Source organism: Anaerobacillus sp. QJM3NY_17, assembly GCF_056173665.1.
On sequence record NZ_CM149685.1, the window covers coordinates 4,197,198 to 4,217,497 of the forward strand.

Sequence of the window (20,300 nt, forward strand, 5' to 3'; positions counted from 1 at the left end):
CCCCCTACTCTTCGTTCATCCATAGTCTTAGTAGTTTCACAAACTCTTCCGGATCATTTTTTGCGAGAGTTTCAATTTCATCTTTTCCAATTAGTGCATCAGGTGTCATATCCACTTCACGTTCTTCTTTTTCCCTCGGCAAGTAGTGATCCTCTGGTACACTGTACGCCTGTTCAAATTCCATGAAGTCGTCCTCATCCTTATTTCCTTTTCGGCGGAAGAGAAGAATGATTCCACCAATTAGAAGAATACCAACGCCACCAGCTACCGCATAAATCACCCAGCTTGGAACACTGTCTAGAACAGAAGAAAAGATGTCTGGCTTTGGCTCTTCATAGTCCGCACGCCCTCTAAATTCATTCGCAAATACAGAGATACGTTCTTCAAGAGCAGCATCCTCAAGCGGAACATCACTTTCACTCAAAGACGTACGGACAACATTTTTGAGCACAGTGCGAATATCTTCTATATGAGCTGCTGTTAAACTAGTCATATCGTCAGCGACAGGTGGCTCTACACCAACGTTAATTGTAATATCATCAATCATATAAGGGCTTTCTTCGATTTCTTTATGAATACGATTCACTTCACGATTGATGCGATCTTCTACTTTTTCATAAGAGCCGTCGCCCTTGGCATCTGGGTCATCTGCATTATAGTTTGGAATCTCGCCTTCATCTGTACCCGTTCCATCCTGGGCAGCAGCTTGATCACCGGAATAGGATTCCATGATTTTCTCAACGCTAATATCAATGCCTTCACCTGTTTCTTCATCAACAGGTTCGACAAGGTCTTCCGTGCGCTTTTCTTTTGTGAAATCCACGCTAGCCATTACAGAAACAACCACTTTATCTTGTCCGAGAATCAAGCCAAGCATTTGCTGTAATTCTTGCTGCATGTCTTTTTCGATGCCGTTACGAATGTCCTCTTGCTGCTGGTAAGCGGATAAAGTTGTATCAACGCCGCCACTTTCGCCGTAATCAAAAGCAGTTCCGTTCTGGTCCATGATGACAATGTTTTCAACAGGGAGATTCGGAACACTTTTACTTATAAGATGATAAAGGCCTGTGATTTGGCCCTGGTCAAGCTGAGCACCAGGATCCCTCGTAAGGACGATCGAGGCAGAAGCTGTCTCACCTGTTTCATCAAGCCAAACACTTTCAGCCGGTAGGGTAATCATCACTTTTGATTCCTGAATACCGCCAATTTGTTCAATTAAATAACTCAGTTCATTTTGCATCGCATCTCGCTCTACAACATCGAATTGGCGATCTGTCATCCCCATGCCCATGTTTTCACTAAAGATGCTGTAGTTAACGTTACCACTTTTTGGAATACCCTCAGCCGCTAGACTTACTTTTAAATCAGACGCCTGATCCTTTGGCACGCTGATCGTTGTTCCATCCGCTGAAACTTCTACCGGAATTCCCTTCTGCTCAATGGCCCCTTTGATCTCACCAGCTTCTGTCGGCGTTAAATTAGAATAAATCGGCGTTAAATTAGGTTTAGACATCCAAAAAACAAGGAATAGAAGCAGAAGAAGAGTGACCAGAAAAGTCCCTCCGATGAGCCATTTGGTTTTCGTTGAATAGCTACCCCATGTTTCTTTCCAGCGACTTGTAAAATTTAGTAGTTGTTGGTTCATCTCTTATCCATCCCTGACATACTACATTTGCATACGCATGATTTCTTGGTATGACTCAATAACCTTATTTCTCACTTCTACCGTTAAATTTAGAGATAGTGAGGCTTTTTGTGCTGCAAGCATAACCTCGTGAACATCCTGAACTTCTCCAGTCACAAGCTTATTCGTCATCTGTTCAGATGCCACTTGATTGTTGTTCACCTGTTTGATCGCATCCTGAAGCATCTGACCAAAATCAGCCGTTGCTTCACCCGAAGTAACCTGAGACTTCGCTTGTGTTGGAAGCTGCTGAAGTGCACTAATTGTGTTCATAAGATCCTCCTATGCCCGACCGTTATTTACCAAGTTCGAGCGCTTTCATATACATACTTTTGGTTGCGTTTAACGCTGTTACGTTCGCTTCATAGGAACGAGATGCTGACATCATATCAACCATTTCTTTCACCATATCCACGTTTGGCATTTCCACATAACCTTCTTCATTCGCATCGGGATGAGCGGGATTATAAACTAGTTTATTAGGAGCATTATCTTCTTTAATGTTCGACACTTTCACTCCTGTTGGCGCTTCGCCATTTCCCATTGCGGCTTGAAGCTTACTCTCGAACGAATTTTCCTTAAGCTCTACCACTTTTCGCTTGTATGGCTGCCATTCCCCATCGACGAGCTCAGAGCGAGTCGTTTCAGCGTTTGCGATATTGGATGAAACAACATCCATTCTAAGACGGTTTGCAGTTAAAGCTGAAGCACTCGTATTGAACCCATTAAATAAATTCATATGATTTAGCTCCCTCTAATTGCTTTCTGTAAATCACGGAACTGGCTGTTGGTCTTTTCAATCATCGCATTGTACCAGAGTTGATTTTTGGCAAGTTCGGCCATTTCAACATCCGTGTCGACGTTATTGCCATTTGATTGATTAAGTGTATTTTGATCCGTTTTGACAACGGTCTTTGATGCATTATTTTCGTTACTAAAAGGGACGTGTTTGGGGTTGGATTTGTAGCTCTGCAGATTCTTTGTTGCATCCTGCAGGGTGTCTTGAAATGAAACGGTTTGACGTTTGTAATTAGGGGTGTCAACATTTGATATATTTGATGTGATAGTACGCTGCTGCACCATCGACGCATTCAATGCTTGTTCAAGCGGTCTAATCGATTGAAAAACGTTCACGAAGCTTTTCACACTCCTTGTATAAAACTGTTTTTAAAGTTAAAAAATGGATACAAAACCATAGTTATACTCATTCGACAATTTTTTCGTTAGTGATAGCATAGCATTGTCAAAAATAATAGTAAATGAGTGTTTTAACCTAAAAAACGACTTTTTTCACTTAATTTTCCCATATTTAAACGGTATAATAGAGTTACAAAATTCAATGTACGCGTTCGATAGTACTACGATGGGAGCGAAATAATGTTTAAAGGCATGTATACGGCAACATCCGGTATGATGGCAAGCGAGCGAAAGCAACAATTCTTAACGAATAATTTATCAAATGCCGAAACACCGGGCTTCAAACAGGATGAAGCAACCTTCCGTTCCTTCCCTGAATATCTACTAAAAGAAAGAAATACGAACACACCTACCCCTAACTCTTCCATTGGCACTCTTCAACAAGGCGTCTATACACAAGAAGGCATTCCTAATTTCTCAAACGGTTCCCTTAAAGAAACGAGCAAACAAACAGACATGGCTCTCAACGATGAGAACCTTCCAATTGATGCAGAAACCGGTAAAAAAGGCCTGCTTTTATTCGGTGTTCGCCTTGAAGATAATGACATTCGCTATACACGAAATGGAAATTTCTCAGTAAATGAAGATGGATTTCTAACAACGAGCGAAGGATACCAAGTTCTTGGGGAAGATCTTCAGCCAATTCAACTCAATGATGATTCTTTTACAATGACCGACGATGGAACAATTCGTGAAAGAAACGGAAATGAGCAACAAATATGGATTGGCTATACGGGCGATCCATCCAAGCTAGCACAGCAAGGAAATGGTGTCTTCGAATGGGAAGGTAATGAAAATGATGCACCGAGAAATATCCAGACGACAGACATCAACCAGTACGCCGTGAAGCAAGGATTTCTCGAAGGATCGAACGTTGATATGACGACCACGATGACCGATATGCTGAATACTTATCGTTTATATGAAGCAAACCAAAAAGTACTACAAACTTATGATCAAAGCATCGACAAGTCAGTCAATGATGTTGGTCGCGTTTACTAGGAGGGTTACGATTGAATATCCAGATGGCCACAGCCTCTTCTTCACTTAGTCAGACACAAAAGAAAATAGATACAATCGCAAATAATATTGCGAACGTGAATACAGCAGGGTACAAAAGCCGTGAAGCGACGTTTCAAAATCTATTAACTCAAACGTATGCGAACCAAACAGGTGAGGCGACGGAGCCTGGAAGAGAAACACCAGAAAATCTTCGCGTTGGTTTCGGCTCAAAAATCGGCTTAACAACCCTTCGTAATGAACAAGGATCCGCACAAGAAACTGGCAGAGATCTTGACGTCATGCTTGAAGGAGAGAACGTCTATTTCCGAACTCAAAATGGTGATAGTATTCACTACACAAGGGACGGATCATTCGAACTACAAAATCAGAATGGGACTTTGTCACTCGTGAATAGTAGCGGTAACCCGATTCTAGACACGAGCGGAAATGCGATTACATTTAACAGCGATCCGGCTAAACTTGCCATCTCTGATACTGGAGAAATTGTGGCGACGGATGCAACTGGAAATGAACAAACCTATCAACTTAGCATCGCCAAGATTAATCGGCCCGAGGCTCTCACCAATGTGGGAGGAAATGAATTCTCTCTTCAAGATAATGAGCAGCTTGAGCTTGTCGCTCCTGGGGAAGAATTTAAAACGAGACAGGGATTTCTCGAAATGTCGAACGTTGATCTAGCGAACGAAACGACCGAGATGATCTCAACCCAGCGGTTACTTCAATTCCAGAGCCAGGCGATAAAGATGGCCGATGAAATGATGGGACTGGCGAATACGATTAAGAGATAAATGAACTAGATAACCAAAACCCCTCTCACAAATGTGAGAGGGGTTTTGGTTATCTAAGAAAGTCTAATAGAGAAGGCTGAATGATCTTGGCACTTGCCGCAAGGGATGCCTGATAGACGCTTTCTTCCGTTTTAAGTTTCATGATGGATTCCGCAAGATCCACATCTTCATTTTTAGAAAGGAATGATTGAACGGCTAGATTCTCATCCTTCAGACGCTGGTTCATACTTTCCACTCGAGATTGACGAGCGCCCATACCGGTCCAGCTTGTCAGAACCTGTTCTGCGCCTTCTTCTATTTTTCCAAGGACGGTATTCATGCCTTCTTTATCTCCACTTGATAATGCCGTAGAAAATTCATCAAGTACTTTGAATAAATTTACCTGACCATCAAATACTTCCCCCGCATCAACGTTAATCTTCACATCGCTAAATGGAGAAATTCGCTGATTGATGGACTGGTTATCAAAAGATACATTCCCATCCTGGTCAATTCCGACGGGTTGCTCCGTTTTCTGTCCATTAAAGATGTATTTTCCATCAAGCTTCGTATTGGCTAAACCTTTGAGTTCTTCCCTTAACTGCTTAAATTCTTTTGCCATTGTTTCCAGCTCTTGAGCTGAATTTGTGCCATTCGAAGCCTGTACGCCAAGCTCACTAGCTCGCTGCATCAAGTTCGAAATACTACTAAGCGATTGTTCCGTCATCTCCATCCATGACATCGCATAATCGGTATTCCTCTCATACTGTTCATTATCAGCCAGCTGCGACGATAGCTTCAGTGATTTTTCCGTACCCATTGGGTCATCAGATGGCTTGTTGATACGGGTACCAGTCGAAACCTGCTGATTGGCTTTTTCGAGATTGGTAAGGTTTCGATTCATTTGTGTCACCATGTTACTTGATGACATTTGTTGAGTAATTCGCATTCGATAACTCCTTCTCCGGCTAGACGCCCATCCGGTTAATTATCACATCTAGAAGTTCATCAGTCGTACTAACATATCGTGCTGCAGCGTTATAAGCATGTTGGAACTGAACGAGGTTGGCCATTTCTTCATCAAGTGAAACACCGCTTATTGACATTCGGTTGTTATTGATGGACTGAAGAACGGACTCATGATTATTCACCGTACGCTCAGAAGACTGCGCATTTGAGCCAAGACGTGAAACAAGCGTGCTATAAAAATCGTTGACACTCGTTTGTACCTTATCGTTAGATCCAGAGATATCAAACGTAAAGCTCTGATCTTTCAAATTGCTGATCGCCATTGCAATGTCACCATTACTCGGAGCATCGTTTCTTGAAGAGGCGCCAAGCGTAGCAGGATTCGCTTTCACGTCTTTCGTGATGGTCGTTTGTTCAAGAAACGTGTTTCCAGTCCCATTCGTGTCAAAGAGGGGCTTACCTTGTTGCATTGTTCCATCTGCATTTCTAACCAACGAAAACCCTGAATTTAATAATTCATTCATTCCTGCTGTATGAACGGTGTTCCCACTTGCATCGACCGTATCCTGTCCTTTAACTAGCTGCTCAAACATTCCGTTCAGGTCATTTTTAAGCTGATTTGTTGTCGTAAGGGAATCTTGAATTCCCTTCAATTTCCCGCCAGTAGGATTAGTTTGATCAAACGTAACCGACATTTCTCCATTAGGTTGTTTTTGAACGTTAACGTCGATAAGACCGGATAATTCATCAATAAGCTGATCGCGATGATCCATTAAGTCGTTCGCGTTTCCGTTCTTCACGATCTCTTTATTTAAACTATCAATCTGAGAATTAATTGAGCTGATTTGGTCTTTTACAGCAGCTTGTTGTTTACTTAAACTATCTGCTACGTTTGTTAGTCCTGATTGAAATGATTTTGCTTGATCAAGAAGCTCTTCAGCTCGACTCACAACAACGGATCTGGCTGCGTTACTATCTGGATTCGAAGCGAGATCTTCCCACCCTGACCAAAATCGATCCAATGAAGCGCTTAGTCCATTTTCTCCTGGCTCACCCGATAACGCCTCGATCTGCTGCAGCGTATCTAGCTTCATAGATTCAGAACCTAGCATGGCGTTCCGCTCGCGGTATTGACCATCGAGGTACTCGGAACGAATTCTTTCAATCGATTGAACACTTACACCAGTACCAAGCTGAGAGGAAACACTTCCTGTTTGATAGGAATAAGGGAGGGCAGAAGTTGACTGCATATCAACACGCTGTCTTGAATACCCAGGTGTATTTGCATTCGATATGTTATGACCTGCCGTTGTTAAAGCAGCCTGCTGCGTATATAAACTTCTTTTCCCAATTTCTAAACCATGAAATGTTGATGTCATGCTTTCACGTCCCTTTCCTCACCTGATCTGTCAGGCCTTTGTATCAAAGTAACCTCTTGGTGCTGCTGTCTTCTTCTGGTTGGGCCTGCCGTAAGTGATCGATTGTTCTCTCGGAGTCGTTAAATGACCGATCATATAGTGAATAAAAGCCATTGCGTCTTTCAAAAGCTCCTCATTCTGTTCATTTAATCCTTTTAGCTTCTCCGCTTGCTGCTTTAACTCGTTTGCTCTACTTTCGACCATTCGTTTGACAGCTGGGCTAAGCTTACCCAATACTTCTTTGAGCGTTTGCTCCTGATCTCCTGCAAGTTCAGAGGTTAGCTGCTGGCGTTGTTCTTCTAATAAATTCAACTGGAGAAGAAGATCTTTTTCACTCTTCATAATATCTGTTAAGCTCTCCATGTCCCGTTCAATAATCGCTTCATGCTTCCGTTCAGATAGCGGTATTAATATCTCATGCAATTGAATCATTTCGCTCAAAACCGTAATTAACTTTTGCCCCATCGTGCCGCCTCCTGTTAGAACCACTGATCAAACAGCTTCTCTGCTGTTTTCTGACTATCGACACGATACGTACCTTCTTCAATCTGCTTCTTTATTGCGGTTACTTTGGCTTCACGCTCTTGTTCCGTTTTCATGTCGTATAGTTCTCTCGCTTTGTTTGAGATTTGAAGCTCATCTTCTCGAGGAGCCTTTTTGACCTGCTCCACTTTCGTAACAGGATTATGCTTCTGGTAAGGGTTTACAATAGGTGGTGCTGACGGTTTATTTACATTCATATCCGGTCACCTCTTTCCGACAATTTATAATACTACTCCTATTCTATTATTCGTACCCTAATTTGAGGATTATACCGTTATTATCGGAAAATTTCTTAAAAAGTTAACCGCTTACTGAATTTTAAAGTCCGTTACAAGAACACGCTCTACTTTTCCATCTTGTAGAACAGTATTAATCTCTGCTTGAACTGCTAAGGTAAACTGCTTCAGACCCTCTGAACCCTTGAGATCTTCTTTCGATAAACCAGCCAGTATCGAAATAACGATAGCTTTTAATTCAGGGTTACGTACTTCTAACTCCTTGTAACTTTTTTCGTTATCCGCAAGTAAATTTAATTGAACAACCGCATAGTTTTCTGAAGATAAATTTGTTGTTAATGGTTCCATACTGTAACTTCTTTCTGCCAGTTCTTCCGCAGTTGGTTCCTTCTCCTGCTGTGCAATCACTTCTTTTAAATTGATATCAAGAAAAAGCACGGCTGCTATCGCTCCTGCACCAACGATTCCTAGTGCCGCTAGGAGGATAATTACGACTCGTTTCACCCTATCCACCCCATTATGTTAATTCTGAACATTATATGGAAGAATCAAAACCTCAACACGACGGTTCTTCGCTCTTCCTTCTTGTGTTTGATTGGTCGTCACCGGCCGATACTCTCCATAACCTGTAAAACTAAATAGCTTTGGGTTTAACTTATTATTTTCTAATAGCTCTGTCATAAAATTCAGCGCTCGTTCAGAGCTCAAATGCCAGTTTGATTCATATTGAGACGTTTTAATGGGCCGATCATCCGTATGACCTGTAACAGTAATACGACGAGGTGGGTCTGTCACAAGAAGAGAAGAGATTTCCTTCGCAAGCTCCTTCGCATTTCCTGTTAAATCAGCTTTCCCACTTTTAAATAATGCAGCTTCTTTAATCGTAATCAATAGGCCCTCTTCGGTTAATTTCGTTTGAAGGAACGAGTCGAGTTCTTGATCTGCGATATACTCATCAATTCGCCCTTTAAGCGCTTCAAGCTTATTCAGATCTTTCTCTAGCTTTTCTTCCTCCCGCTCTTCTTCCTTCTCGTCATTCTCATCCGGGTCTTCGTCTTCTGTTAACCCGACGAACGATCCATCCTGAGGCTGCATTGTTGAAGGCTCGCTTTCCATAATTCCTGTTCCGCCATTCAACACTTCTTCAAAAGATTGAGTGATCGCTTCATATTTCTTCACATCAACCGTACTTGCCGCAAAAAGAACGATAAAGAGCGCGAGAAGAAGGGTGAGCATATCCGCGTAAGGAATGAGCCAGCTTTCGTCAACGTGTTCTTCATGCTCCTCATGCCGTTTCTTACGCATCAGCGCCTACCCCTTCTCCTACTCCGGCCTCGTTCCCTTTCTTCAGTTCTTCCAGGTTACGATCTTTACTTGGTAAATAGACAAGTAGTTTATCCTCAACCATTGTAGGGGAAGCGCCAGATTGAACAGCTAGCAATCCTTCTAACATAATCATCTTAATGTGCGCTTCTGCGCTTGATTTACGCTTCAGCTTATTCGCAAACGGATGCCAGAGCACATACCCTGTGAAAATCCCAAACAACGTTGCAATAAAAGCTGCCGCAATCGACTTACCAAGAAGCTCCATATCTCCAAGATGACTAAGTGCAGCAACAAGCCCAACAACAGCCCCGAGTACTCCGAGTGTAGGAGCGTATGTACCCGCTTGTGTAAAAATACCCGCTCCCATTTTGTGGCGGTCTTTCATCGCTTCAATGTCTTCTACTAGAATTTCCTCAATCGCTTCATGAGAATGCCCGTCGATCACCATTTGAAAGCCACGATTCAAAAAAGGATCCTCGATTTTCTCAAGACTATTTTCAAGTGAAAGCAATCCTTCACGTCGAGCAACCGTTGCCCATTCACGAAACATTGGAATCAGCTCTTTTTCGGTTACAAGCTTTTGATTTGAGAAAATAATTTTTAATAGCGTTGGAAACTTCTTAATTTCATAGAACGGAAAAGCGATTAATAAGGCCGCTGCTGTCCCAACAAAAATGATGACGAGGGCAGCGGGGTTTAATAGAGCTGCTGGATTCGCTCCTTTTAGAATAAGTCCTCCTATCAGAACGAAAAAGCCAAGCAGTACTCCAAACAGAGATGTTTTTTCCATTGCATTCACCCTCTTTGTTTCTCGTTATTTCATTTGTTCCATTGCTTCTTTCCACGTGTTGCGGAAATCTTCAGCTAATCCCTCTATCTCTTTTAACTTACCTAAATCATTTGCTATATTAGCTGAAACGAGCTCCGAAATCATATACTCATAGAGTGGATCGAGCGACGACGATAGTTCAATTTCCATGTTCAACGAACTCCGAAGCTCCTGAAGAATGTTTTGCGCTTTAATGATGTTCGTATTCTTCGCTTCGATGTTCTTCTTTTCCATCGCCATCGCTGCAAGACGAATAAACTTAATGCATCCGTTGTACAGCATTAATGTTAATTCCTGTGGAGATGACGTTGTCACTGCATTCTGCTGGTACGTTTGATAAGGATTTTTCATTGCCATATCCGTTCCTCCTATTTACGCTGATCGAAAAATGCGCCGTCGCTATAAGCCTGTCCGCTCTTATACTTACTCGTAGCTGATTTGCTCTGCTGAAATCGTCTCATCTGATCTGAAAAAGCAGCATAGAGCTCAGAAAGCTTTGGTTGAATGGTTTCTTCAAGACCACTTAGTTGCTCAAGTAAATGCTTCTCATCCTCTGACCACTGATCTCCTTCATTTTTCATAGCTAGATCAAGCAATTTAATCGTCTCTTCTCGACGGTTAATCATATGATTAATCCCCTCAAGTTGATTTAGTTCATTATCATCCATCGAAGGATTCAATTCTTCAAGCGATTTTGCAATTTGATTTGTCACAACGTGCATCTGATTTAGTGCATCAATTCTTCTCATCTTCTACATCCCACCAAATAAGTTTTGTTGTACCCACATACTTTGTTGATTCATTTTATCCATTGCCGTTTCCATTGCCGTAAACTGTTTCCAGTAACGACTTTCAATTGTCGCAAGCTTATCTTCCCATGTATTCATTTGCTCATCTAAGTTTTTCAATCTCGTTGTTAGAAAACTACTATCAATGAGTGTTCCCGGCGTTCCAGCCTTCTTCCCAAGCTGATCGATGCCTTTGTTGACGCTATCGTAAAGCCGGTCACCAATGCCATCAGTCCCACTCGTAAACAAATTCATTACTTCTTCAGGCTTCTGTTCAAGTGCGCTCTTTAGCTTAGCCTCATCAATAAATAGCTTTCCGCCATCTTGATAAGCGCCGGTGTTAATTCCGATTTGCGAAAGCATATTTAGCTCACCGGAAGGAACACCGCTTACAGGAGACATCCAGGCATTACGCAAATCACTTACAATGCCTCGAACGGTCGAATCGCTTTGAAGTAACCCGCTTTTCGCTTTTTCTTCCCAAAGCTCAATTTCTTTATCCGTTAAATCTTCTCGCTGCGCATCCGTTAGTGGTGGAAAATCTCGATACTTCTTTTCCGTTAATAGCGTCTGCGTTTTATCAACGAACTCGTTGTATTTCTCAACGAACGATTTAATCATATCGAACGGCGCCTGCGTGTCACTTTGAACGGATACAGTTGCTGTTCCTTTCTGAACGAGATCGAGCTTCAGGTTATTAATCGTTGTCGCATTTGTCTTCAGGTTATCGACAGTAATTCCATCAAACGTAACAGAACCGTACTTTCCCTGAGCTGTATTCGCTACACCACCGAGGATACGATTTTCTATATTGGTATCGCTAAACCCGCTTAGCGTAAACGATTCATCTCCACCCATTGCTTTAGAAGAAATGAAAAAGCGCGACGTTGTATTATCGAAGCTCGCTCTCATACCGAGCGATTCACCTGTGCCATCATCTACAGCACCAGCGATTTTTTCAGCAAGGCTTTTGAACGTATCAGAAGCGGTAATGTTGATCGATGCCGTTTGACCTTTGCTGTTCGTTATCTGAAACGATGCTGTCTCAGTTGATTTCAATACTTTATCTGTTCCTTTTGCTGATGTGCCTGCTTCATTCGTAATCGCCTGTCCAGAAGTTAGCTTCGCACTTTGCGCTAGCTCATTCACCGTTACGTCATAGGAACCTGCTAGCGAGGCCGATGTTGCCGTTGCTTTTACAGCTGTACTAGATGAAGTCGATTTATACGCATTGTAGCCAGACTGCAAACGCATCGATGAAGCTGCAGTTCGCATATCAGACATCATTGTATTTAGCTCACGGTACGAATCCTTTTGCCACTCGTACGTTTGTTTTTGTTGAGATAGCTTATCGAGCGGGACCCGTTCCGCCGTCATCAGATCTTTCACCATCTGATCGATATCCATTCCCGTCGCTAAGCCGGAAATCCTCATGAACATCTCCTCCGTTCATTCCTCTTATTCATACTATCGGCAGGGGAACCTAAGAGTTTAAGGTGTAATTAGACCTAAATAAAGAACTCTCAACTTGAGAGTTCCAGAGAAGTTATATTTTTTGATCGACTAGAAAACCGAGTAGTTCAGCAGTGGCTGCATAACGATCAAGAAATTTTTTAGAAGGTATTTCTTTTAACACCTCGTCCGTGTTCGTGTCGATGATTTGGACGTAGTATTCATTTAATTTATCGTGAAGCTGGAATTTGAGGTTTGTTTTTGCAGGTTCAATAAAGTCATTCAGTTCTTTTAATCGAGTAACCAAAGCTTCTTTTGTAAATAAAATTTCTTCACTATCAGTGTTTTGGGGCTCATTTGGAATTTCCGGTTTTTTTACGTTTAGTATCAACCCCGAAGTAGGTGGGATTTTGGATACTTCCATCGTGTTCTCTCCCTATCCTAGGAGGCGAGGTTCTACCCTTTGATGTTCACGTTGCTCCCGAGATGAGGCTGAACCGATTGCTCCAGCATTTTAATAAAATCATTTGATTGATTTTCAGCTTGATTCATAGCGGTTTTTGTCAGGGATGTTTGAACTTGCTGTTGGATTTTGGCTTGGTTTAAGACGATTGAGAGGGCGGCGATATCCATAGAGCGTCACTCCTTTTTATAGAAAAAGACCTTAGAAGAAGATCTAAGGTCTTTCGGTGAATTTAGTTAATTAACGAAGAAGTTGAAGTACTTGTTGTGGAGCTTGGTTGGCTTGTGCAAGCATAGCTTGAGCAGCCTGAGCTTTGATGTTTTCCTTCGTCATTGTCATCATTTCTTTTGCCATATCAACGTCACGGATACGGGATTCCGCAGCTGTAATGTTTTCGGATGAAGTATTTAAATTGTTGATTGTATGTTCTAGACGATTTTGTGAAGCCCCTAGTTTAGATCGCTCTTCTGACACAAGTTTCAGTGCCTTATCAATAGCAGTAATAGACCCCTCTGCCATATCACCATTTGATACATCTATACCATTAACAGAAAACGAATCGCCGTCTGCAGGAGCGATCATACCATAAGTAGCTCCCAAGTCTAATGTTGAAGTACCATCTGTAGCAGTGAATGTAGTACCAGCGACTGTTCCTACTTTAGTATCACCTTTAAAAACATCTAGATTACTACCATTATCCTTAACTTCATAGCTTCCAGCCCCTAATACTGTATTACTTTGACCAGCAACTTCGGCTTTTGATAGGGTAGCAGTATCTCCGTTATCAGAAATTTTGATCGTATCTCCCGAATCAAGTCCACTGGTTTTATCAAATTGAATTGTAGAATCATCTGCAAGTGTCACTGTATCTGTAGCCACAGTTCCTACCTTATTACCAGCTGAATCCTTTAAGTCAGTACCATCAACTGTATACGTTCCGTTTAAAAGATCAGTACCCGCACCAGTAACAGTTTGAAGCTCAACACCTGAGTTCAAACCAAGAGCTGAAGAACTCATTGCTCCGATGGACAAATCAATTTTTTGACCTTCATTTGCACCTATTTGGAAAGATCCTTTAAATGAACCATCTAATAGATTTTGAGTATTAAACTCACTATCTTTAGCAATTCTATCAATTTCTTTTCCTAGTTCATTAATTTCTTTTTGAATTTGATTACGATCATCAGCAGTATTTGTATCGTTGGAACCTTGAACAGATAGTTCACGCATTCTTTGAAGAATGTTTTGAGTTTCCGAAAGTGCACCTTCTGCAGTTTGAATTAATGATACACCATCTTGTGCATTACGACTTGCTTGGTCTAGCCCACGAATTTGACCACGCATTTTTTCAGAAATGGAAAGACCCGCAGCGTCATCTGATGCTTTATTAATACGAAGCCCTGAAGACAATTTTTCCATTGACCCTGTAGCTTCATTCTGGTTTACACCCATTTGTCGATACGTGTTCAAAGCTGAAATATTGTGATTAATAATCATCCCTAAATCTACCTCCATGTAATTGGTTTTATCAAGAAAATCCACATCCGTTTGGACTTCCTAACACCACTATTATCGGCAGGGGTTTTTAGATGTTTAATAGTTTTCTGAAAAATAATTAGAAAAACTTGGATTGGTGTCAAATTCTAGCGATAGCCATCGTTTTGCTAATCATTTAGTCCTAAAATGGAGAATCATTCTTAGGAAATAAAAAAAGAACCGCCGCCTTATGACTTCGGTCCCTTTGAACTGTTACTCTTCTGAAACTCCTTCAAATCCTCTAAGCTAAACTCCTGCATCGCCGCTAACTTATTCTCCGATTGAATCGCTTCATACACTTCTTTTCGGTGGATGGCGATATTCTTTGGCGCTTCCACCCCAAGTTTCACCGTATCTCCTTCAATACTAATAATCTTGAGTTCAATCTCATCGTTAATGACAATCGATTCGCCCTTTTTACGTCCGAGTACGAGCATTTACTCCCCCTCCTCTGTCGTTACTTGCTTTAAAAGAGGTTCTTTGATGCCATACTCCTGCTTCAGTACGAGCTGCTTTCCTGTGTGTTCCGCTGTATTAAAGATGAGCGGAGCTTTTAGATTCATCGTTGCGTCTTTTAATGATCCTTGAACAGTAAGGATCGAGAGTACGAGCGCATGGGATGGATCGGTGAGGTTGAGCTGAGCGAGCGTGCTGTCATCAAGGTTTACTTCATAATTTGGATAAAAGGAAAACGGATCTGCGAGAAAGAAGCAAAGACCGCTTTCTTCAGTTGATTGTAAAAAGTAAAAAGGAGACTCATCTTTGTCGTCGGCGGGTAAAAGACAGTAAGTTCTAAAGTGCTCAAGGCCGGGAATGCCACTTTCAAATGTGATCAGACGATCATCCGTGACGTCCATTTCTCCAAAGCGTGCAGTATGTAATTTCATAGCGATCTCCTTTGCTGATCAGTGTCTACCCTCATTATAAGGCTTATGGCGCTTTTTTCCATGGATAATTTGTTGTCTTTTTGAAATTTCGGTAAACTTAAAGGGACAGAAATCCGATCAACTGGTATAAAAAATGGAATCTCTTCGAAGTTCTATTCTTAACTTATAAAAAGATATTAACGAAAGGAGCACTAGTCATGGAGATCACCTTTCATCCACTCGGTGAAGCGGCTGTGAAATGCTGTTTTCAGGAGGATATATCGCCTGCTCTAACTGATCAAATTCAAGCGTTTTGTCGGAAGCTACGTTCATTAAAAGGTACTGGTCTTATAGAATGGGTTCCTGCTTATGATTCTGTCGCTGTTTACTACGATCCATGGGATACTTCTTATGAGAAGATCACTGCATTGCTTCAAAACATAGCGGTTGGAATGGACACAAAGAGCCATCAAGTAAAAAATGTGATCACCATTCCTACCTTTTATGGTGGCGACTATGGACCTGATCTCGAAAATCTCGCCAACACCAACAACCTAAGTCCTACCGACGTCATTAATCTACATACAGGTGCAAGCTACCTTATTAACATGATTGGTTTTTTACCAGGCTTCCCCTATTTAAGCGGGCTTGATGAACAAATCGCTTTGCCTCGTCTTGAGAGTCCAAGGGAATCTGTTCCAGCCGGATCTGTTGGCATCGCAGGGAGTCAAACGGGCATTTATCCGCTTGACTCCCCTGGAGGATGGAACTTAATTGGCCGCACACCGCTTCGATTGTTCGATCCTGAAGAAGACGAGCCATTTCTTTTTGAACAGGGAGATTATCTACGTTTTAAATCGATTAATGAAGAAGAGTACAAGCGGATTCAGCGGGAGGTTGAAGATGGCACTTACGAACTTGAACGCAGGGAGGGGTTCGAATGACGTTTCGCATTGATTTAAACAGTGATCTTGGAGAAAGCTTTGGCACCTATGTGGTCGGTCAGGATGAACAGGTTCTTGAGCTCGTATCGTCAGCGAATGTGGCTTGTGGCTATCATGCCGGCGACCCGCATATTATGAATAAAACAGTGGAGTGGGCGAAGGAGCACCACGTTGGGATTGGGGCGCATCCTGGATTTCCAGACTTAGTTGGGTTTGGACGCCGAAACATGAACATCACCCCAGAGGATGCTTATTCCCTTGTTCTTTACCAAATCGGGTCACTGCACGGGTTCTGCAGGGCGCATCAAGTGCCGCTTCAGCACGTGAAACCGCACGGGGCGCTTTACAATATGGCTTCGAAGGATCCTGAGCTTGCGAATGCGATCGCGCAAGCCGTAAAGGATTTTGATTCAGAGCTCATTCTATTCGGACTTGCAAATTCAGAATTGATTCGCGCTGCACAGGACGCTGCACTTCCTTATGCTTCTGAAGTTTTTGCGGATCGAACGTATCAGCCTGACGGGTCGCTTACCCCTCGCGTTGAAAAGAATGCGATAATTCGAGACGAGCAAGCAGCGATTGAACAAGTGATTCAAATGGTGAAAGAAGGAACGGTAACGGCTGTGGATGGTTCGATCATTCCGATCGAAGCTGATACTGTTTGTGTTCACGGTGATGAACCGTCGGCACTTGCGTTTATTAAAGCGCTACGGAAACGATTTAGTGAAGAAAACATCGTGATGGAAAGGATCGGAAACCGATGAAGTTATTTTCAGTCGAAAAGCCAGGATTGTATACGACATATCAGGATTTAGGAAGGGTTGGTTATTTGAAGTACGGAGTGCCAGCGTCAGGAGCTCTCGATCGCTTTGCCCTTCAGGTGGGGAATATTCTAGTCGGGAATAAGCGCGATGCGGCAGGACTTGAGGTTACGATGCAAGGACCTGAGCTGATTGCAGAAGAGTCTTTTGTGGTCGCTGTAACGGGAGGGGATTTGTCTCCCATGGTGAACGGAAAACGCATTCCGCTCTGGAAATCTGTGCATATAAAAAAAGGACAGGTGCTAGAATTTGGTCAGCCGCGTCAGGGGGTACGTGCTTATCTGACCGTTTCAGGTGGCTTCCATTCAGAAAAATATATGGGAAGTCGCTCTGTTTATGAGCCAGCTGGTCTCGGACGTCCCCTTCAAAAGGGAGATGAACTCGTTGGTAAACCTGTGAAACAAAAAGCAGGAATCGGGCTATTTTACACCGAGATTCCTGATTATGATCGTGATATTGAAGTCCGCGTCGTGAAAGGACCACACCATGAACAGATTTCAGCTCCCGTCGTGGAACAATTTTTCTCTTCCACTCATGAAGTTTCACCTCAATCCAATCGAATGGGTTATCGACTTCATTCTGATTTGGAAACAAATCATGAAGCGAACGTCATTTCTGATGGAGTTCCGGTTGGCGGCATCCAGCTGCCTGGGAACGGACAGCCGATAATCTTGCTTGCGGATCGGCAAACGACAGGTGGTTACACACGGATAGGAACGGTGATTGGTCCTGATTTGCCACTTATTGCTCAGCTGCCACCTGGTGGGAAAATCCGTTTTAAAGAAATAACGGTAGAAGAAGCACAGGAAGCGGCGAGACAAACTGAGCGAAAGCTTCGTATTTGGGAGCGAATCCATCGCTAGTGCACTCGGAGGTAGCTGTGGAGCTCATCCTTCACAAGCTCCCCCTGATCCTGCTCGTTCATTTGCAGGTGGTAATGATCTCCTTCAACCTCCGCTTGGAAATTATAGAAGCCTTTTTGATTCAAATACTCGCTAAGATCTTCAATTTTCTCACAGTGAGAGAACAAAATTTTATCGCCCACATAATCGTCGTTTACATATACGTTATAAGCATCATGTGCATTTTTTATAGCATCAGCCTCTGCTGGATAAAAAAACGGGATTGGTTCCGGCATTCTGTCTCCCTCCTTTCTTTAGGGATTACTATCAATTTGTCCCTTCACGCCTTTTTTATGTTGGAAAAACATTCTTGTACGCTAGTATGTTTAATCCTTTAAGCATTCGGGAACCTTTTCTAACGTACACTAAAGGAGGATGACTCATGGCTAACACATATACAAAGCAATATATTAACGGTGAATGGGTTAAAGGTTCTAGTGACAAAACTGTAACAAATTATAATCCATTTTCAGGCGAGGAAATTTTTACATTAAATTCAGCATCTGAAGAAGATCTAGATAAAGCTTATAAAACGGCAAAAGAAGCACAAAAATCATGGGCACAGACAACACCAGGCAAGCGCCAACAAATTCTTGATAAAGTAGCGGCGCTTATGACAGAACGAAAAGAAGAAATCGTTGACTGGCTAGTGAAAGAGTCTGGCAGTACAAAAATCAAAGCAAATGTTGAATGGGCAGCGGCCACTCGTGTTGTAAAAGAGTCTGCATCGTTCCCATATCGTATGAAGGGACAAATCGCACCTTCAGATACGCCAGGTAAAGAAAACCGCATATATAAAAGCGCAAAAGGCGTGATCGGTGTCATCGGACCGTGGAACTTCCCGCTTCACCTTTCCATGCGATCTGTTGCACCAGCGATCGCAACAGGTAACACGGTTGTTCTAAAACCAGCATCTGAAACGCCAGTAACCGCTGGGTTCTTAATTGCTGAACTATTTGAAGAAGCAGGACTGCCGAAAGGCGTACTAAACGTCGTAGCGGGACGCGGTTCTGAAATTGGCGATGCGTTCGTCACACACCCGATTCCGAAGTTGATTTCTTTCACAGGTTCAACCGAAGTTGGTCAACATATCGGTGAGCTTGCAGGTAAGAACATTAAAGAAACGGCGCTAGAGCTCGGCGGTAACAACGTGTTTATCGTTCTTGATGATGCCGATATTGATCAGGCCGCTGAATCAGCGGCGTTCGGTAAATTCTTGCATCAGGGTCAAATTTGTATGGCGATCAACCGCATTATCGTGCATGAAAGCATTCACGACAAATTCGTTGAAGCCTTCAAAGAAAAAGTAGCTTCACTTCAAGTAGGCGACCCTTCTGACGCGAAAACAGCTGTTGGCCCACTCATCAACAATGACGCAGTTGAACGCATTCAAGAGTCACTAAACGCTTCTCTTGAACAGGGCGCTGAGAAAATTCTTGGTGGCGAAGTGGAAGGTAACGTGATGCATCCGGTTATTTTAACAAACGTAACAAATGACATGCCGATCGCAAAAGATGAAATTTTCGGTGCTGTTGCGCCAATCCTTAAATTTAGCGCAGTAGACGAAGCGATCGAAATTGCAAATGGCTCTCCATACGGCCTTAGTGGCTCTGTTCACTCTCGCGACTTAAACCGCGGTGTTCAGGTTGCTCAGCAAATCGAAACGGGCATGGTCCACATTAACGACCAGCCGGTGAACGATGAAGCACATATGGCATTCGGTGGTGAAAAAGAGTCAGGCCTTGGCCGCTTCGGTGGTGAATGGGCACTCGATAAATTCACAACTGTTAAATGGATTTCCGTTCAACAAGAACGCCGTCAATATCCATTTTTCCAATAAGCACATGAAAGCCCTCGATTCTTTCGAGGGCTTTTTTTCGCTAGCGTAAATTTGTTTGAATTTGAATTGGTTCCCCGGGAAATAGTGGTAAGAAGATATGTACGGCAATATTGTTGCTTTTTATTTTCATTTTTGAAAAAATAAGATAGAGAAAAGGAGATGGAAACATGATTGAAGTTCGTGAAGAAAAGTTACAAGATCATGAGGACATCTCAACCATTTTACAAAAAGCATTTGGTGGAGAAGATGAGATTAAGCTAGTCAGTAGGATTCGGGAGTCTGCGCACTTTGTTCCTGAGCTTTCGCTTGTCGCGCTACATAATCGACGGAATCCGGTTGGTTACATCCTTTTTAGTGAAATCACCATCTCAACAGAAAAAGGAAATCTCACGTCCCTAGCCCTTGCTCCTGTCGCAGTCGTTCCCGAATTACAGGGGGAAGGAGTTGGGGGCATGTTGATCAAAGATGGCATAATGAGAGCTACTTCGCTTGGATATCGTCACGTAGTCGTGCTTGGTCACCAAGACTATTATCCACGATTCGGCTTTGTCCCTGCTTCTGAACAGAACATTTCTGGTCCCTTTAATGCAGGAGATGCGTTCATGGTAAAAGAACTTAAGAAAGACGCGCTAAAAGATGTTAGCGGAGAAGTTGTTTATCCGAAGGCGTTCGGCGTCTAAAAACGGCAAACAAAAA

At 42.6% G+C, this 20,300-nt stretch carries 27 protein-coding genes; 7 read left to right on the forward strand and 20 right to left on the reverse strand.

From position 1 onward, the window contains the following. Positions 1–4: 4 nt before the first annotated feature. Genes fliF through flgB form a run of 4 tightly spaced genes read right to left on the reverse strand, consistent with a single transcriptional unit; the run spans position 5 to position 2,818 of the window. Entirely contained in the window at positions 5–1,645 is a 1,641-nt protein-coding gene (fliF, locus tag AC0VYV_RS21430) for a flagellar basal-body MS-ring/collar protein FliF (RefSeq protein WP_475374270.1), read from the reverse strand. Between the two features lie 21 nt (positions 1,646–1,666). Continuing rightward, positions 1,667–1,957, reverse strand: a complete 291-nt coding sequence (fliE, locus tag AC0VYV_RS21435) for a flagellar hook-basal body complex protein FliE (protein ID WP_303532558.1) — start codon at positions 1,955–1,957, stop codon at positions 1,667–1,669. Between the two features lie 22 nt (positions 1,958–1,979). Then, positions 1,980–2,423, reverse strand: coding sequence for a flagellar basal body rod protein FlgC (gene flgC / locus AC0VYV_RS21440; protein WP_226615807.1), 444 nt, complete (start codon positions 2,421–2,423; stop codon positions 1,980–1,982). Between the two features lie 5 nt (positions 2,424–2,428). Continuing rightward, positions 2,429–2,818, reverse strand: a complete 390-nt coding sequence (gene flgB, locus AC0VYV_RS21445; RefSeq protein ID WP_430245157.1) for a flagellar basal body rod protein FlgB — start codon at positions 2,816–2,818, stop codon at positions 2,429–2,431. 243 nt (positions 2,819–3,061) lie between these two features. On the opposite strand from flgB, the gene AC0VYV_RS21450 reads away from it, so the two are divergent. Together AC0VYV_RS21450 and AC0VYV_RS21455 are read left to right on the forward strand one after the other, a co-directional pair. Beyond that, complete coding sequence (locus tag AC0VYV_RS21450; RefSeq protein ID WP_303532564.1) at positions 3,062–3,883, forward strand: flagellar hook-basal body protein; 822 nt, start codon at positions 3,062–3,064, stop codon at positions 3,881–3,883. A gap of 11 nt (positions 3,884–3,894) precedes the next feature. Next, complete coding sequence (locus AC0VYV_RS21455) at positions 3,895–4,692, forward strand: flagellar hook-basal body protein (protein WP_475374271.1); 798 nt, start codon at positions 3,895–3,897, stop codon at positions 4,690–4,692. 49 nt (positions 4,693–4,741) lie between these two features. Here the strand turns inward: AC0VYV_RS21455 and flgL are convergent, their stop codons facing one another. The 15 genes from flgL to fliW form a co-directional block, all read right to left on the reverse strand. Continuing rightward, the gene (flgL, locus tag AC0VYV_RS21460; RefSeq protein ID WP_475374272.1) at positions 4,742–5,620 is read right to left on the reverse strand and encodes a flagellar hook-associated protein FlgL; all 879 of its coding nucleotides are present in this window, start codon (positions 5,618–5,620) and stop codon (positions 4,742–4,744) included. Positions 5,621–5,639: 19 nt separating this feature from the next. After that, positions 5,640–7,019, reverse strand: a complete 1,380-nt coding sequence (flgK, locus tag AC0VYV_RS21465) for a flagellar hook-associated protein FlgK (RefSeq protein ID WP_475374273.1) — start codon at positions 7,017–7,019, stop codon at positions 5,640–5,642. Between the two features lie 30 nt (positions 7,020–7,049). Continuing rightward, complete coding sequence (locus AC0VYV_RS21470; protein WP_226615813.1) at positions 7,050–7,523, reverse strand: flagellar protein FlgN; 474 nt, start codon at positions 7,521–7,523, stop codon at positions 7,050–7,052. 14 nt (positions 7,524–7,537) lie between these two features. Continuing rightward, positions 7,538–7,798 carry a flagellar biosynthesis anti-sigma factor FlgM gene (gene flgM, locus AC0VYV_RS21475; RefSeq protein WP_194218296.1) on the reverse strand — a complete coding sequence of 87 codons (261 nt, stop codon included), beginning with the start codon at positions 7,796–7,798 and terminating at the stop codon, positions 7,538–7,540. 111 nt (positions 7,799–7,909) lie between these two features. Further along, the gene (locus tag AC0VYV_RS21480) at positions 7,910–8,341 is read right to left on the reverse strand and encodes a flagellar basal body-associated FliL family protein (RefSeq protein ID WP_226615815.1); all 432 of its coding nucleotides are present in this window, start codon (positions 8,339–8,341) and stop codon (positions 7,910–7,912) included. Positions 8,342–8,359: 18 nt separating this feature from the next. Continuing rightward, a complete protein-coding gene (gene motB / locus AC0VYV_RS21485) occupies positions 8,360–9,145 on the reverse strand; it encodes a flagellar motor protein MotB (protein ID WP_475374910.1) in 786 nt (261 codons plus the stop codon). Continuing rightward, on the reverse strand, positions 9,135–9,953 hold the full coding sequence (gene motA, locus AC0VYV_RS21490) for a flagellar motor stator protein MotA (RefSeq protein WP_475374274.1): 819 nt from the start codon (positions 9,951–9,953) through the stop codon (positions 9,135–9,137). The genes motB and motA overlap by 11 nt, the downstream gene beginning before the upstream one ends. A gap of 24 nt (positions 9,954–9,977) precedes the next feature. Beyond that, on the reverse strand, positions 9,978–10,349 hold the full coding sequence (gene fliS, locus AC0VYV_RS21495; protein ID WP_303532581.1) for a flagellar export chaperone FliS: 372 nt from the start codon (positions 10,347–10,349) through the stop codon (positions 9,978–9,980). 11 nt (positions 10,350–10,360) lie between these two features. After that, the gene (locus tag AC0VYV_RS21500; protein ID WP_303532584.1) at positions 10,361–10,741 is read right to left on the reverse strand and encodes a hypothetical protein; all 381 of its coding nucleotides are present in this window, start codon (positions 10,739–10,741) and stop codon (positions 10,361–10,363) included. Positions 10,742–10,744: 3 nt separating this feature from the next. Beyond that, a complete protein-coding gene (gene fliD / locus AC0VYV_RS21505; protein WP_475374275.1) occupies positions 10,745–12,214 on the reverse strand; it encodes a flagellar filament capping protein FliD in 1,470 nt (489 codons plus the stop codon). Positions 12,215–12,326: 112 nt separating this feature from the next. Beyond that, positions 12,327–12,656 (reverse strand): flagellar protein FlaG, encoded by a 330-nt coding sequence (flaG, locus tag AC0VYV_RS21510; protein ID WP_475374276.1) that lies wholly within the window; start codon positions 12,654–12,656, stop codon positions 12,327–12,329. 32 nt (positions 12,657–12,688) lie between these two features. After that, positions 12,689–12,865 (reverse strand): YjfB family protein, encoded by a 177-nt coding sequence (locus tag AC0VYV_RS21515; RefSeq protein WP_475374277.1) that lies wholly within the window; start codon positions 12,863–12,865, stop codon positions 12,689–12,691. A 70-nt stretch (positions 12,866–12,935) separates the two neighbouring features. Continuing rightward, positions 12,936–14,192 (reverse strand): flagellin N-terminal helical domain-containing protein, encoded by a 1,257-nt coding sequence (locus tag AC0VYV_RS21520; protein WP_475374911.1) that lies wholly within the window; start codon positions 14,190–14,192, stop codon positions 12,936–12,938. Between the two features lie 227 nt (positions 14,193–14,419). Further along, a complete protein-coding gene (gene csrA, locus AC0VYV_RS21525) occupies positions 14,420–14,668 on the reverse strand; it encodes a carbon storage regulator CsrA (RefSeq protein WP_194218289.1) in 249 nt (82 codons plus the stop codon). Next, complete coding sequence (gene fliW, locus AC0VYV_RS21530) at positions 14,669–15,118, reverse strand: flagellar assembly protein FliW (RefSeq protein ID WP_226615821.1); 450 nt, start codon at positions 15,116–15,118, stop codon at positions 14,669–14,671. It abuts the gene before it with no gap. Positions 15,119–15,315: 197 nt separating this feature from the next. Here fliW and pxpB point away from each other — a divergent pair, with 197 nt between their 5' ends. The 3 genes from pxpB to AC0VYV_RS21545 are packed head-to-tail and all read left to right on the forward strand — an operon-like array spanning position 15,316 to position 17,725. Continuing rightward, the gene (gene pxpB / locus AC0VYV_RS21535) at positions 15,316–16,041 is read left to right on the forward strand and encodes a 5-oxoprolinase subunit PxpB (RefSeq protein ID WP_475374278.1); all 726 of its coding nucleotides are present in this window, start codon (positions 15,316–15,318) and stop codon (positions 16,039–16,041) included. Further along, positions 16,038–16,805, forward strand: coding sequence for a LamB/YcsF family protein (locus AC0VYV_RS21540; protein WP_475374279.1), 768 nt, complete (start codon positions 16,038–16,040; stop codon positions 16,803–16,805). The genes pxpB and AC0VYV_RS21540 overlap by 4 nt, the downstream gene beginning before the upstream one ends. Next, positions 16,802–17,725: a 5-oxoprolinase subunit C family protein gene (locus tag AC0VYV_RS21545; protein WP_475374280.1), complete on the forward strand. Its 924-nt coding sequence runs from the start codon at positions 16,802–16,804 to the stop codon at positions 17,723–17,725. Before AC0VYV_RS21540 ends, AC0VYV_RS21545 begins: the two co-directional genes overlap by 4 nt. Here the strand turns inward: AC0VYV_RS21545 and AC0VYV_RS21550 are convergent. After that, the gene (locus AC0VYV_RS21550; RefSeq protein ID WP_475374281.1) at positions 17,722–18,000 is read right to left on the reverse strand and encodes a hypothetical protein; all 279 of its coding nucleotides are present in this window, start codon (positions 17,998–18,000) and stop codon (positions 17,722–17,724) included. The two genes, AC0VYV_RS21545 and AC0VYV_RS21550, sit on opposite strands and share 4 nt — an antisense overlap. 146 nt (positions 18,001–18,146) lie before the next feature. Between AC0VYV_RS21550 and AC0VYV_RS21555 the strand changes: the two genes are divergently transcribed. Both AC0VYV_RS21555 and AC0VYV_RS21560 read left to right on the forward strand, forming a co-directional pair. Next, positions 18,147–19,604: an aldehyde dehydrogenase family protein gene (locus AC0VYV_RS21555; RefSeq protein ID WP_475374282.1), complete on the forward strand. Its 1,458-nt coding sequence runs from the start codon at positions 18,147–18,149 to the stop codon at positions 19,602–19,604. A 167-nt stretch (positions 19,605–19,771) separates the two neighbouring features. Beyond that, positions 19,772–20,284 carry a GNAT family N-acetyltransferase gene (locus AC0VYV_RS21560; protein WP_371017875.1) on the forward strand — a complete coding sequence of 171 codons (513 nt, stop codon included), beginning with the start codon at positions 19,772–19,774 and terminating at the stop codon, positions 20,282–20,284. Positions 20,285–20,300 lie beyond the last annotated feature (16 nt).

Coding starts and splice junctions, on each gene's coding strand:
- fliF (WP_475374270.1), bottom strand. CDS start 1,645: ATGAACCAACAACTACTAAATTTTACAAGTCGCTGGAAAGAAACATGG.
- fliE (WP_303532558.1), bottom strand. CDS start 1,957: ATGAACACAATTAGTGCACTTCAGCAGCTTCCAACACAAGCGAAGTCT.
- flgC (WP_226615807.1), bottom strand. CDS start 2,423: ATGAATTTATTTAATGGGTTCAATACGAGTGCTTCAGCTTTAACTGCA.
- AC0VYV_RS21450 (WP_303532564.1), top strand. CDS start 3,062: ATGTTTAAAGGCATGTATACGGCAACATCCGGTATGATGGCAAGCGAG.
- flgL (WP_475374272.1), bottom strand. CDS start 5,620: ATGCGAATTACTCAACAAATGTCATCAAGTAACATGGTGACACAAATG.
- flgK (WP_475374273.1), bottom strand. CDS start 7,019: ATGACATCAACATTTCATGGTTTAGAAATTGGGAAAAGAAGTTTATAT.
- AC0VYV_RS21470 (WP_226615813.1), bottom strand. CDS start 7,523: ATGGGGCAAAAGTTAATTACGGTTTTGAGCGAAATGATTCAATTGCAT.
- flgM (WP_194218296.1), bottom strand. CDS start 7,798: ATGAATGTAAATAAACCGTCAGCACCACCTATTGTAAACCCTTACCAG.
- motA (WP_475374274.1), bottom strand. CDS start 9,953: ATGGAAAAAACATCTCTGTTTGGAGTACTGCTTGGCTTTTTCGTTCTG.
- fliS (WP_303532581.1), bottom strand. CDS start 10,349: ATGGCAATGAAAAATCCTTATCAAACGTACCAGCAGAATGCAGTGACA.
- AC0VYV_RS21500 (WP_303532584.1), bottom strand. CDS start 10,741: ATGAGAAGAATTGATGCACTAAATCAGATGCACGTTGTGACAAATCAA.
- fliD (WP_475374275.1), bottom strand. CDS start 12,214: ATGAGGATTTCCGGCTTAGCGACGGGAATGGATATCGATCAGATGGTG.
- flaG (WP_475374276.1), bottom strand. CDS start 12,656: ATGGAAGTATCCAAAATCCCACCTACTTCGGGGTTGATACTAAACGTA.
- AC0VYV_RS21515 (WP_475374277.1), bottom strand. CDS start 12,865: ATGGATATCGCCGCCCTCTCAATCGTCTTAAACCAAGCCAAAATCCAA.
- AC0VYV_RS21520 (WP_475374911.1), bottom strand. CDS start 14,192: ATGATTATTAATCACAATATTTCAGCTTTGAACACGTATCGACAAATG.
- csrA (WP_194218289.1), bottom strand. CDS start 14,668: ATGCTCGTACTCGGACGTAAAAAGGGCGAATCGATTGTCATTAACGAT.
- fliW (WP_226615821.1), bottom strand. CDS start 15,118: ATGAAATTACATACTGCACGCTTTGGAGAAATGGACGTCACGGATGAT.
- pxpB (WP_475374278.1), top strand. CDS start 15,316: ATGGAGATCACCTTTCATCCACTCGGTGAAGCGGCTGTGAAATGCTGT.
- AC0VYV_RS21540 (WP_475374279.1), top strand. CDS start 16,038: ATGACGTTTCGCATTGATTTAAACAGTGATCTTGGAGAAAGCTTTGGC.
- AC0VYV_RS21545 (WP_475374280.1), top strand. CDS start 16,802: ATGAAGTTATTTTCAGTCGAAAAGCCAGGATTGTATACGACATATCAG.
- AC0VYV_RS21550 (WP_475374281.1), bottom strand. CDS start 18,000: ATGCCGGAACCAATCCCGTTTTTTTATCCAGCAGAGGCTGATGCTATA.
- AC0VYV_RS21555 (WP_475374282.1), top strand. CDS start 18,147: ATGGCTAACACATATACAAAGCAATATATTAACGGTGAATGGGTTAAA.
- AC0VYV_RS21560 (WP_371017875.1), top strand. CDS start 19,772: ATGATTGAAGTTCGTGAAGAAAAGTTACAAGATCATGAGGACATCTCA.